General features: G+C 65.0%; 9 protein-coding genes. 4 read left to right on the top strand and 5 right to left on the bottom strand.

Features of this window, described 5'->3' with window-relative positions; all coding sequences use genetic code 11:
- The first annotated feature begins 9 nt into the window (after nt 1-9).
- The 3 genes from RX329_RS30065 (at nt 10) to RX329_RS30055 (ending at nt 5,964) form a co-directional block, all read left to right on the top strand.
- Nucleotides 10-1,422, top strand: coding sequence for a CoA transferase (locus tag RX329_RS30065; protein ID WP_085362355.1), 1,413 nt, complete (start codon nt 10-12; stop codon nt 1,420-1,422).
- A gap of 145 nt (nt 1,423-1,567) precedes the next feature.
- Complete coding sequence (locus tag RX329_RS30060; RefSeq protein WP_085352249.1) at nt 1,568-2,812, top strand: efflux RND transporter periplasmic adaptor subunit; 1,245 nt, start codon at nt 1,568-1,570, stop codon at nt 2,810-2,812.
- 35 nt (nt 2,813-2,847) lie between these two features.
- Nucleotides 2,848-5,964, top strand: coding sequence for an efflux RND transporter permease subunit (locus RX329_RS30055; protein WP_085352250.1), 3,117 nt, complete (start codon nt 2,848-2,850; stop codon nt 5,962-5,964).
- Between the two features lie 433 nt (nt 5,965-6,397).
- Here RX329_RS30055 and RX329_RS30050 read toward each other — a convergent pair whose 3' ends face one another.
- The 5 genes from RX329_RS30050 to RX329_RS30030 all read right to left on the bottom strand — a co-directional run bounded on the left by RX329_RS30050 (nt 6,398) and on the right by RX329_RS30030 (nt 11,221).
- Complete coding sequence (locus tag RX329_RS30050; RefSeq protein WP_085362356.1) at nt 6,398-7,360, bottom strand: amidohydrolase family protein; 963 nt, start codon at nt 7,358-7,360, stop codon at nt 6,398-6,400.
- Nucleotides 7,361-7,411: 51 nt separating this feature from the next.
- Nucleotides 7,412-7,969, bottom strand: a complete 558-nt coding sequence (locus tag RX329_RS30045; RefSeq protein ID WP_085362357.1) for a hypothetical protein — start codon at nt 7,967-7,969, stop codon at nt 7,412-7,414.
- Nucleotides 7,970-7,993: 24 nt separating this feature from the next.
- Complete coding sequence (locus RX329_RS30040; protein WP_085385863.1) at nt 7,994-9,391, bottom strand: TolC family outer membrane protein; 1,398 nt, start codon at nt 9,389-9,391, stop codon at nt 7,994-7,996.
- A gap of 222 nt (nt 9,392-9,613) precedes the next feature.
- A complete protein-coding gene (locus RX329_RS30035; RefSeq protein ID WP_085362359.1) occupies nt 9,614-10,393 on the bottom strand; it encodes an enoyl-CoA hydratase in 780 nt (259 codons plus the stop codon).
- Nucleotides 10,394-10,555: 162 nt separating this feature from the next.
- Nucleotides 10,556-11,221 (bottom strand): hypothetical protein, encoded by a 666-nt coding sequence (locus RX329_RS30030; RefSeq protein WP_085362360.1) that lies wholly within the window; start codon nt 11,219-11,221, stop codon nt 10,556-10,558.
- A 293-nt stretch (nt 11,222-11,514) separates the two neighbouring features.
- Here RX329_RS30030 and RX329_RS30025 point away from each other — a divergent pair, with 293 nt between their 5' ends.
- Nucleotides 11,515-12,060 carry a sigma-70 family RNA polymerase sigma factor gene (locus RX329_RS30025; protein ID WP_085352255.1) on the top strand — a complete coding sequence of 182 codons (546 nt, stop codon included), beginning with the start codon at nt 11,515-11,517 and terminating at the stop codon, nt 12,058-12,060.
- Nucleotides 12,061-12,062 lie beyond the last annotated feature (2 nt).

The raw sequence follows: 12,062 nt of genomic DNA, 5'->3' as shown, positions 1-12,062 counted from the left end.
AGAAGGGTCATGCAAAGCCCCACCGAGATTCTCAGCAACATCTGGACCTCCGCTGGCGGTGACGCCGCCGCGCTCGCGCGCGTCCGGCTGACGGGCGAGGAGCCGCAGATCCCGTCCTCATTTCGCGTCGCAATTGCCGGCCAGACAACGATCGCCGCCGCCGGCCTTGCCGCCGCCGAAATCTGGAGATTGCGCAGCGGCGAAGCGCAGGACGTCAGCGTCGACCTGCGCCATGCCGTCGCCGAATGCCGCTCCGAGCGCTACTTGCGCGTCGACGACAAGCCGCCGCCGCCCGCTTGGGACGCCATCGCCGGCGTCTACAGAACCGGCGACAACCGCTTCGTCCGCTGCCACACCAATTTCCCGCATCATCGCGACGCCGTCTGCAAGGTGCTCGGCTGCGAACCCGAGCGCGAGAAGGTGCAGGCCGCATTGATGCAATGGAAGAGCGAGGATTTCGAGACTGCGACCTACGCCGCGGGCGGCGTCGTTGCCCTGATGCGTTCGTACGACGAATGGTCGGCGCTGCCGCAGGCCCGCGCGCTCGCCGAATTGCCGCTGGTCTCGATCGAGAAGATCGGCGAGGCCCCGCCGAAGCCATGGCCGCAACGATTGCCAAAAGGCGATCGCCCGCTCGCAGGCCTGCGCGTGCTCGATCTCTCTCGCGTCATCGCGGGGCCCGTCGCCGGCCGCACGCTCGCCGCGCACGGCGCGGATGTGCTGCTCGTGTCAGGCCCCGAACTGCCGGCCATTCCGTGGCTGACCATCGACACCGGGCGCGGCAAGCTCACCACCTTCATCGAGCTGAAAAGCGAGGCCGGGCGTGCGCAGTTGCGCGAGCTCTTGAGAGACGCCGATATCTTCTCGCAAGGCTATCGCCCGCGCGCGCTTGCCGCTCTCGGCTTCACGCCGGAGGACGCAGCGACAATCAACCCCGGCATCGTCTACGTAACGCTGTCAGCCTATGGCCATGCCGGTCCCTGGGCTGAACGGCGCGGCTTCGATTCGCTGGTGCAGACCACGACCGGGTTCAACCATGCCGAAGGACAGGCTGCCGGCATCGATGGACCGAAGGAATTGCCGGCGCAGATGCTCGACCACGCCACCGGCTATCTGATGGCGTTCGGCGCGATGATGGCCAAGGCCCGCCAGGCCCGCGAAGGCGGCAGCTGGCACGTGCGCGTGTCGCTGGCGCAGACCGGGCGCTGGCTGTGGAATCTCGGACGGCTCGAAAAGGGCCTGAATACCCCGGATATTACGGGTGAGGCCGTACATGCTGCATTCATCGAGGGCATGCCATCTGGCTTCGGCACGTTGAAGGCGGTGCGCCATTCGGCACTGCTGTCGAAGACGCGGGCGCAATGGAGCCGTCCGGCGATGCCGCTCGGCAGTCATCCGGCAGAGTGGCCTGCGATAAGCTGACGTGAAGCTGACGTGTCGCAAATTTTTAACGCAAACCGAAAGGCGCCCGGTGTTTTTTAGGTTGTTTGAAATTACAATTCGGCACTATTAGCGCGACCGATGACGCAGGCATCCGCCGGTATCATCGCAGACATGACCGGGCCCCATGGTAGTTGAAAATACCAAGCGATTGCAGGTGCTTACAAAACAACGGGTAATTACATCCGTAGTTTTACTAGCTCTTGCCGGTGCCGGGGCCTACGGCTTCCTCTATGCGGGAGCCAAGGAGAAGAGCCACTCCGAGATCTCCAGCCAATCGCGCAGAAATGCGCAGAACTTCACGCCGACGCCGTCGGAATGGGCGACGCTGACGATCGAGCCGGTCAAGGCCAAGACCTTCCGCGCCGAGTATGTCACCGAGGGCAAGGTCGCAGTCGACGAGGACCGTTCGACGCCGGTGTTTTCACCCTATGCAGGCCGGGTGACCAAGCTGCTCGCCAAGCCAGGCGAGGTGCTGAAGCAAGGCCAACCGCTGTTCACGATCGAGGCCGCCGACACCGTGCAGGCCCAGAACGATTTCATTGCGGCGATGAGCTCGCAGAACAAGGCCAAGTCGGCGATCGATCTTGCCGATATCCAGTTCAAGCGCGCCAAGGACCTCTACGAGGGCCATGCCATCCCACTGAAGGACTATCAGCAGGCGGAAGCGACCCAGGTTCAAGCGCAGAACGACATGCGCTCCTCGGCGACAGCGCTGGAAGCCGCGCGCAACAAGCTGCGGATCCTCGGCTTCACCGACGAGACCATCAAGGCGTTCCAGGACAAAGGCGTCATCAATCCGGAAGTCACGATCTATTCGCCAATCGCAGGCACGGTCGTGCAGCGTAAAATTGGCCCCGGCCAGTACGTCAATTCGGGCGCCAGCGATCCGGTCTTCGTGGTCGGCGATCTCTCCACCGTCTGGCTCACCGCCTTCGTGCGCGAGAGCGATGCGGCTGCCGTGTGCGTCGGGCAGGACATCAGCGTCAACGTGATGGCGCTGCCAGGCCGCCCCTTGACCGCCAAGGTCAACTACGTCGCCGCCGCGATCGATCCGAACACCCGCCGCCTGCTGGTCCGCGCCACCATCGACAACAAGGATGGCCTGCTGAAGCCGGAGATGTTCGCCAACGTCACGATCTATTCGTCCGGCGACCGCGCCGCGCCGGCGGTACCGAAGCAGGCCTTGATCTACGAAGCCGACAAGGTCCGCCTCTGGGTCGCACGCGAGGACAAGTCGGTGGAGCTGCGCGAGATCAAGATCGGTCTCATCAATGGCAACCTCGTCGAGGTCACCAGCAATCTCAAGCCCGGCGAGCAGGTGGTCACCAAAGGCAGCCTGTTCATCGACCGCGCCGCGTCCGGCAGCTGATCGACGGGCCGGGAAAAGACAAGCTGAAGACCTGAATGGATCGCCTCGTCGCCCTTGCCGTCAACCGGCGCTTCCTGATGGTCGGGATGTTCGTCGCCGTCCTCATCGGCGGCCTGATCGCGTTCAACCAGCTCAACATCGAGGCTTACCCCGATCCGACTCCGCCGATGGTCGACATCGTGACGCAGAGCCCGGGCCTGTCGGCGGAGGAGATCGAGCGCTACATCACCATTCCGATCGAGACCCAGGTCGCGGGTCTGAAGAACGTGACGACCATTCGCACCATCTCGCTCTACGGCCTCTCCGACGTCAAACTGCAGTTCTCGTTCGCTTACACCTATGACGAGGCATTGCAGCAGGTGTTGAACCGCCTGGCGCAGCTCGCGCCGCTGCCCGGCAATGTGCAGCCGCAGATCTCGCCGCTCAGTCCAATTGGCGAAATCTTCCGCTACCGTCTCGTCGGCCCGCCGAACTACAGCGTGCTCGACCTCAAGACCATCCAGGACTGGATCCTCCAGCGGCGCTTCCGTGCCGTGCCCGGCGTGATCGACGTCACCGGATGGGGCGGCAAGAGCAAGACCTACGAGCTCCAGGTCGACTTCAACAAGCTGGTCGCCAACGGCCTGACGCTGCCGCAATTGCTCCAGGCGGTCGGCAATTCCAACGTCAATGTCGGCGGCAACACCGTCAATATCGGTCAGCAATCGGCCGTGGTGCGCGGCGTCGGCCTGATCCGCTCGATCGACGACCTCGCCAACACCATGGTCTCGCAGACCAACGGCAATCCGGTGCTGGTCAAGGACGTCGCCACCGTCACCGTCGGCCAGAAGCCCCGTCTCGGCATCGCCGGCCTCGATGAGTCCGACGACATCGTGCAAGGCATCGTCCTGATGCGCCGCGGCGAGCAGAGCTCGCCAACCATCAAGCGCGTCCACCAACTCGTTCAAACCATCAACGACTCCAGCATCCTGCCGCCCGGCGTGCGCATCGAGCGCATCTATGACCGCGGCGACCTGATCGACCTCACGACCCACACTGTGCTCCACAACATGGTGATCGGCATTCTGCTGATCGTGTTGCTGCAGTGGATATTCCTCGGCGATCTCCGCAGTGCGCTGATCGTCGGCGCCACCATTCCGTTCGCGCTGTTCTTCGCGGTGATCATCCTGGTGCTACGGGGGGAATCGGCGAACCTGTTGTCGGTCGGCGCGATCGATTTCGGCCTGATCGTCGATGCCACCGTCATCATGGTGGAGGCGATCTTCCGGCGCCTGACGCAGACGACGCCGATGTCGGAATCCGAGCAGATGTCGTCCGAGACGCTGTTCGGCATGAAAAGCCACGCCATCCTCAGCGCGGCGGCCGATGTCTCTCGTTCGATCTTCTTCGCCGCGGCCATCATCATCGCGGCCTTCCTGCCGCTGTTCACGCTCTCCGGCGTCGAGGGCAACATCTTCGGACCGATGGCCCGGACCTATGCCTACGCGCTGGCCGGCGGTCTGCTTGCGACGTTCACCGTCACTCCTGCGCTGTCGGCGATCATTCTGCCGGCGCATGTTCATGAGACCGAGACCAGGGTGATGCTGATCCTGCATCGGATCTACATGCCGGTGCTGCATTGGGCGGTCGCCAACCGCGGCATCATGCTCGGTGGCGCGTTCGGCCTCGTACTGATGACGGTTGCGCTCAGCCGCTTGCTTGGCCTCGAATTCCTGCCGAAGCTGGAGGAGGGCAATCTCTGGATCCGCGCCACGCTGCCGCCGACCATCTCGCTTCAGGAAGGCAACTCCTACGTCAACGAAATGCGCAAGGTGATCCGCGCGCGGCCTGAAGTGGAATCCGTGGTGTCGCAGCACGGCCGCCCCGATGACGGCACCGACGCCGCCGGCTTCTTCAACGCCGAGTTCTTCGCGCCCCTCAAGCCCGCCAGCCAATGGCCCGGCACCCGCGACAAGGAAGAGCTGACCGCGCAACTGCTCAAGCAGCTTGACGATCGCTTCCCCGGCGTCGAGTTCAACTTCTCGCAATATCTCCAGGACAATGTCTCCGAAGCCGTTTCCGGCGTGAAGGGCGAGAACTCGATCAAGCTGTTCGGCAGCGATCTCCAGGCGCTGACCGACACCGCCAACAAGATCAAGTCGGTGCTATCAACCGTGCAGGGCGTCACCGACCTTGCCGTGTTCACCTCACTGGGGCAGCCGACCATCCAGATCGATATCAACCGTGCCAAGGCCGCGCGCTATGGCCTCGCGCCGGGCGACATCAACGCCACCATCAAGGTCGCGATCGGCGGCGACACCGCCGGTGACATCTACGAGGCAGGAAGCGACCGCCACTTCCCGATCATCGTTCGTCTTGCGCCGGAATTCCGCAGGAGCGCCGAGGCGATCCAGAATTTGCGGATCGGTGCGCCCGGACCGAACGGCACCGTCACGCAGATCCCCCTGAGCGAGGTCGCCACCATCAGCCTCGTCTCGGGTGCGGCCTACATTTATCGCGAGCAGCAGGAGCGCTATCTGCCGATCAAGTTCTCGGTACGGGAACGCGACCTCGGCAGCGCCATCCGCGAGGCGCAGCAGAAGATCGCCGCTCAGGTGCAACTGCCGCCCGGCGCGCACATGGACTGGGTCGGCGAATTCGGCAATCTCCAGGACGCGATCCGGCGATTGTCGATCGTGGTCCCGATCTCGCTGGCGCTGATCGGCGTCCTGCTCTGGTTCAATTTCGGCTCGATGACCGACACGCTGCTCGCCATGAGCGTGATTCCGATGGCCATCTTCGGCGGCGTGCTCGGTCTCTTGATCACAGGTACCGCCTTCAGTGTCTCGGCGGCGATCGGCTTCATCGCGCTGTTCGGCATCGCCGTGATGGACGGCATCATCATCCTGTCGCAGTTCAACCAACTCATCGAAGAGGGCATGGACCGCATGAGCGCGGTGATACGCACCGGCGAATTGCAGCTTCGGCCGGTGCTGATGACCTGCGTCGTCGCCGGCATCGGCCTGTTGCCGGCCGCGCTGTCGGAAGGCATCGGCTCGCAGGTGCAGAAGCCGCTTGCGGTGGTCGTGGTGACAGGCATGATGCTCGCCCCTATCGTGATCCTGGTGACGCTGCCGGTGTTGATCTCCTTCTTCTCCCGCCGCGCGCGCTGACGCCGCCAATCACAGCATCCGCTGCGCGATCCGCACCAGCATCATGGTGCCGAGGGCCCAACAGCATCAAGCTGGCCAACCGACTGCTCATCGACAGCATGCGCGGCGTCAGCCGTGACCGCGCCATTGCCATGATCGTGCTGAGCACGGTCCACCAGATCGCGGAACCGACGAAGACACCGGCGATCAGCGGGGCTGCCGCGGTCTGCATTGAAAAGGCGTGCAGCGCAGCCAGAAACAGGATGACGGTCAGCGGATTGGTGAACCCAAGCGCGATGGCGCTGAGCGCCGCCTCAACCAGAAGGGTGAGAAACGGACGAGAGCACAAACACGTTCGTGTGAGTCCAACGAGTTTGTGCCTTCGCGACAACAGTTCCACGCCTCATTGTGGAACCGTGTCGCGGTCGTTGAACCGAATTGCGCTTGGCGCGACTCAGAACCCGTAGAGTTGCGCCGGGTTGTCGACCAGGATCTTCTTGCGCACATCCGCATCCGGCGCCCACACCGGAAGCTGGTTGAGCAGGCGGCCGTCGTCGATCTGGTAGAGCGGCGCGATGTCGGTGGCTTTGCGTCCCTCGACACGGCTCGAATCCGGATGCGGCCAGTCCGTGCCCCAGACGATGCGGTCCGCATTCGCCGCGATCAGTGCGCGGGCATAGGGCACCATGTCCTGATAATCGGGCGCGAGCTTCGAGGAGCGATAGGCGCCGGAAATCTTGACATAGGCCTTGCCGGATTTCACCAGCGCGACCAGGTCGGAAAATCCCGGCTGCTCCAGCCCAAGCGAGGCCTCAAGGCCGCCGAAATGGTCGAATACAACGGGTAGTGGCGCCGTCTCGACGAGGTCCTTGATCGCCGAGATCATGGGAAGCGTCGTGTAGAGCTGCACGTGCCAACCGCGCGCCTTCATGCGCTCGACTGCGGCGGTGAAGCGCGGCCGGCCGACATTGGGGTCGTTGACGCCGCGGGTCGCGAGATTGAGGCGGACACCGCGAAAGCCGTCTGCCTGCATCGTGTCAAGCTGGGCCTCGGTCGTTTTGTCGTCGATCACGGCCACCCCGCGCGCGGCCGCGCCACGCGCTTTCATGCCGAACAGCGTCGACGAGTTGTCGGTGCCGTAGACGCTCGGCGTCACGATCACCACGCGCTCGATATGCAGCGCCTTGTGCAGCGCGGCCATCTCCTCCGGCGAAGCCGGTTCCGGCGTGTAGACGCGGCCCGCGAAGAACGGAAATTTTTCGACATCGCCATGGATGTGGGTGTGACAGTCGCAGGCATGGGCCGGGAGGTCGAAATTGACCGGAGTGGCGGGCTGCGCGGCACGTGCGTGGGCTTTGTTCGACATGGCAACTCCGGCGGCAAGGGAGGCAAGCAGGACGCTGCGTCGGCTGAGCATGGTTTCTCTCCCTGTATTATTATTTGGCAGTGGCATCGTGACAGTATCACATCAGCCCGGCAGCCGCTGCGCTTCGCTGCATAGCTGCTCGACGAGGTCCGCAAGCGGGCGTGAGCCGTCGACGCGCACGACCGGGCAGGGCAGCTTCGCGAGCCACGCCTCATCTCTTGCGAGACTGCGACCCTCGCGATCGCCGGCTTCGTAGTGCGAGGCCCAGTCGACGAACGACTCCGCCTCCTCATGACGCCAGCCGCCCTGTGCGACGGCATCCGCTCCGAAATGCGTAGCCTCGCGGTCACGCAGGCGCTGCAAGCGAAGCTCGCGCGGCGTCGTCACAAAGACGACGAAATCGAAGAATGGGATGAACTCGTCGCCCCAGCCGGTGACCGTTCCGCTCAGCACCCAATCGAGCCGCGGCAGAAACATCTCGCGCATCAGGCGCAGACGCTCGGCAGCGGGGCGCGTGGTCTGGTAGGGCGGCGCCGTCGGCAGCCAGAAATAATCATCGCTGTCGTGATGCGGCAGCGCAAGCCGGCTCGCGAGCGCGCGGCCGATCGTCGTCACGCCGGAGCCGGAGGCTCCCATCAGATGGATGCGGCGGCTTTTCATCGGCACCAAGCCAGACGATTGAAACTACTGCCCCGATGGCGTGCGCAGGCCGTGCCAGGCGTCGCGGACCTGCTGGTAGTGCACCTCGGGGAGATAGTCCGGCGTGTTCAGGCTCAAGGTCTTGACGTCGAGATGGCCGACGGCGCTGAGCAGCGTGTAGGAAGCGATCACGCGGTCGCGATTGGCGCCGATCAGGCGGGCCTTGGCCTGGATCAGATCGGCCTGCGAGTTCAGCACATCCACCGTCGTGCGCTGTCCGCCGGCGGCCTCGCGCTGCACGCCCTGGAGCGCGACGGTCGCCGCCTTCACTTCGGACTCCGAGGCCGAGACCGCGATCTTGGCGCCTTCATTGGCAACCCAGGCGCTGACCGCCGCCGTGCGCGCCTGGTTGCGCACCTGATCGAGCACGAGCCGGCTCTGCGCCGTGATTTCCTTGGCCTGCCGGGTCTGTGCGGCGGCCTGGCCGCCGTCGTAGATCGGCACGGTGACATTGGCGACGATCGAGGCCTGATCTTCGGCGAAGGTGCCGAGCGTCGGGTCGTTGTTGCGGCTCTTGCTGGCGCTGCCCTGGACGCTGGCGCTCGGCAGCAGCGCGCCTTCGGCGACGCGGATGTTGGTGGAGGCGACATCGACATCGAAGCCGGCGGCCATCACCGCTGGGTGCTGACGGATCGCCATCGTCAGCGCGTCCTCGCGGCTCTTCGGCAGATAGCGGTCGACGACTTCGGCGGCCCGAAGCTGCGATGGCGCATTGCCGATCACTTGCGCGTAGATCGCCTGGCTCACCGCCAGCGCGACTTCCGCGGCGTTCAGATCGGAAAGCCCGCGGTTGAGCCGCGCCTCGGCCTGGGCGCTGTCGGTCGGCGTGACGTCGCCAGCGTTGAGGCGCCGCTGGGTGACCGAGAGCGTTTCGCGCAGGAAGGCGACGTTGGAGCGCTGCGCCTCGACCAGTGACTGGTTGGCGAGCACGTTGGTGTAGGCGGTGACCGCGTCGAGCAGCACGCCCTGGCCGACGTTGCGCAGCGCCTCGCGGCCCGACTGTACCTGGAGTTCGGCGGCGCGCACGTTGTTGGCGGTGCGGAAACCGTTGAACAGGGTCTGCGACACGGTGACACCGATGATCCATGGCTTCAGATTGGCGGTCTGGATGGTGTTGTCGGGCAGCAGGTTGCGCACCGATTGCAACCCGGCGCTGAGGCTTGCCACGATCTGTGGCCGGTAGCCGGCGAGCGCCTGCGGCACGTTCTCGTCGGTGGCGCGCTGCCGCGCACGCTCGGCATTGAGTTGCGGATTGGTCTGGTAGGCCTTGGCGAGCGCCTCCGGCAGCGCTTCCGCCCGTGCGGCGGAGGGCAGGGCGCAACACAGCGCCAGCGTGGTCCATGTCGCGAGCACAGGAGCCACGCCCGATCGATGCCGCGTCATCACGCGACCAGCTCTGGCGGCATGCCCAATCATGTAATCCCGCAAATCCCGGCTGTCCGCCCCCGCCGACGGCGGCTCTCTTAGCTGTTTAACCAGCCGAGGTCCCGCAGGCAAACTGCCGCGGGGGAAACCCCCATGTATTCCGTGCTTGTTGCAGGCACGTCACAGGGATTCTGCGGGAAAGCGGCAGAGCCTTACACCAGCCTGACCGCTCGCCTGCCTTTACCTGTTCTTGTTCACCGGCTTCCGCTTCTCGATGAACGCCGCCATGCCCTCGGAGCGGTCCTCCAGTGCGAAGGTCGAGTGGAACAGGTTGCGCTCGACGCTCATGCCCTCGGCGAGCGCGGTCTCGAAGGCGCGGTTGACCGCTTCCTTGGCCATCGCGACCGCGGGTCGCGACATCGCGGCGATCTTCTCGGCCGCGGCCATCACCTCGTCCATCAGCTTGTCGGCGGGAACGATGCGGCTGACCAGGCCGCTGCGCTCGGCTTCGGCCGCATCCATCATGCGGCCGGTGAGGCAAAGGTCCATCGCCTTGGACTTGCCGATCGCACGGGTCAGGCGCTGGGTGCCGCCGATGCCGGGGATGGTGCCGAGCGTGATTTCGGGTTGACCAAATTTGGCGGTGTCGGCGGCGATGATGAAGTCGCACATCATCGCGAGCTCGCAGCCGCCGCCGAGCGCATAGCCTGCGACCGCGGCGATCGTCGGCTTGCGGCAGCGCGCGACCCGATCGCCGCCGATCGCGGCAAAATCCTCCGAGAACATGTCGATGAAGCTTTTCGGCTGCATCTCCTTGATGTCGGCGCCGGCAGCAAACGCCTTCTCGCTGCCGGTCACGACGATGCAGCCGATGGCGTTATCGGCTTCGAGATCGTCGACGGCCGCGGCGATCTCGCGGAAGACGCCGAAGGAGAGTGCGTTGAGCAGCTTCGGCCGGTTCAGCTTGATGATGCCGACCGCGCCTTTGCTTTCGACGATGATGTGTTCGAACGTGCTCATGCTCCACCCACGCTTTTGGTTGAGCGGGCAATGTGCCCGCTGGCGCGGTGGGCTTCAAGAGGCCGCAAAGCCATCGGCGCAAGGACGGCCGGAACACGCGGCCAGATGCGCGTTCCGGACCAGGTCCCGCGGGCCGGCGATCAGGCCAAAATCAAGCCAAAGTCACGCCATGAACATGCGCGCGGCTGAGGCCAGCGTCAGCAGCGTGCCGACGCCGATGAAGATTTTTCCGATCAGGGAGCTCTGGTCCCAGGCCGAGCTCTGCTGGCTGCTTGCCATCACCGGCGCCGGACGCGGCTGCGCGTCGGTTGCGGCGATCACCGCCCTCTGCGCCGGCGTGTTGTCCTGTTGCAAGGCGCGGTCGATGTCGTTGAGCTGATCGGGTGCGACGACCTGGCCCTCGGCGTTCGGGGCGGCGGTATTATCGGCCGCGGCCTGGACGTTGTCGTTGGCCCGGCCCGTCATTGCGGAAGCGGCAGCCGCGGTCGGCGTATCGGCGGCGGCGAGTTGCGCATTGGCGTTGGCGACTTCCGGCGGCATCTGGCTCGAGGTCGGCGCGTCACGATTGTCGGCCTTCGTCTCATCGGCCGTTGCCGCGGCGTCCTTCTTGTCGGCCTTGTCGTCGGATTTTTCTGCCGTCTTGGTGTTGTCGCGGTGACGCGACGTGTGATGCCGCTGCTTGGTCGGCTTGACCGTGTCGGCCTGTTTGCCCGCGCTGTCCGACTTGCTGCTTGCGGCTGAATTCGGCGCCGCCTGTGCAACGCCCCCGAACAGCAAGAAAAGCCCGGCCAGGACAATCAGGGCCGCGCGCCCGCTGGCTTTCATCATGTTGACGATCTCCCCAAATTCCGCCCGTCCCGGGACTGAACAGAGACCCTGGGGCGTGACCACAGCGGGGCAGAAAATGGGAATCTTCGGGCCACACCCGGCAAAAGCGCGGCAAAACCGCTGCCTTCGCAGCCGGCCGCGGGGTGCGGACTGGACCGATCGGTGTTATGAGCCGTCGCAGATCCTGACGGCCGCATCGGTCGCGTGGCCAAGCCAGATCACGAATTCGTGATCTGGCTGATGCCAGCGTAACAAACTGAAAGAGCGGCCGAATTGCATGGTGAGGGGCGCGCGTGCGCGGACGTGAGGACGAGTGGACCGGCCTGATGCGGTCGGCCATGGCAGGCGATGACGCGGCGTATCATCGCCTGTTGAAGGCGGTCACGCCTGTGCTGCGCGCTGCCGCGAGGCGCGGCCTGGCTCGGGCCGGGCAGCCTCCCGACCAGGCCGAGGATATCGTGCAGGAGATTTTGTTGGCGGTGCATCTGAAGCGGCACACTTGGGACAGCGAAGCCCCCTTCGCCCCGTGGCTGTTTGCGATCGGCCGCAACAAGCTGATCGACATGCTGCGGCGACGGGGCAGGCGGATCTTCGTCAACATCGACGATTTCGCCGAGACCCTGCCGGGCGAGGCGCCGCAGGAGACGGTCTCGGCCGGCGAAGTCGCCAGCCAGCTCAATACGCTGCCGCAGCGCCAGCGCGACGTGTTGCAGTCGATCGCGGTCGACAGCACGTCGATCAAGGACACGGCGGTGAAATATTCGATGAGCGAGGGCGCGGTGCGGGTCGCGCTACATCGCGGACTTGCCGCGCTGACTGCCAAACTGCGGGACCAGTAGTC

The organism is Bradyrhizobium sp. BWC-3-1, from assembly GCF_032917965.1.
Taxonomy (GTDB): Bacteria; Pseudomonadota; Alphaproteobacteria; order Rhizobiales; family Xanthobacteraceae; genus Bradyrhizobium; species Bradyrhizobium canariense_D.
The sequence above is the reverse complement of the archived record's forward strand: the minus strand, read 5'-3'. Positions and strand labels throughout refer to the sequence as shown.

Bases quoted from the DNA above. Each gene is read 5' to 3' on its own strand.
- RX329_RS30050 (WP_085362356.1), bottom strand. From the start codon at position 7,360: ATGCTCAGCCGACGCAGCGTCCTGCTTGCCTCCCTTGCCGCCGGAGTT.
- RX329_RS30055 (WP_085352250.1), top strand. From the start codon at position 2,848: ATGGATCGCCTCGTCGCCCTTGCCGTCAACCGGCGCTTCCTGATGGTC.
- RX329_RS30060 (WP_085352249.1), top strand. From the start codon at position 1,568: ATGGTAGTTGAAAATACCAAGCGATTGCAGGTGCTTACAAAACAACGG.
- RX329_RS30030 (WP_085362360.1), bottom strand. From the start codon at position 11,221: ATGATGAAAGCCAGCGGGCGCGCGGCCCTGATTGTCCTGGCCGGGCTT.
- RX329_RS30040 (WP_085385863.1), bottom strand. From the start codon at position 9,391: ATGACGCGGCATCGATCGGGCGTGGCTCCTGTGCTCGCGACATGGACC.
- RX329_RS30065 (WP_085362355.1), top strand. From the start codon at position 10: ATGCAAAGCCCCACCGAGATTCTCAGCAACATCTGGACCTCCGCTGGC.
- RX329_RS30045 (WP_085362357.1), bottom strand. From the start codon at position 7,969: ATGAAAAGCCGCCGCATCCATCTGATGGGAGCCTCCGGCTCCGGCGTG.
- RX329_RS30035 (WP_085362359.1), bottom strand. From the start codon at position 10,393: ATGAGCACGTTCGAACACATCATCGTCGAAAGCAAAGGCGCGGTCGGC.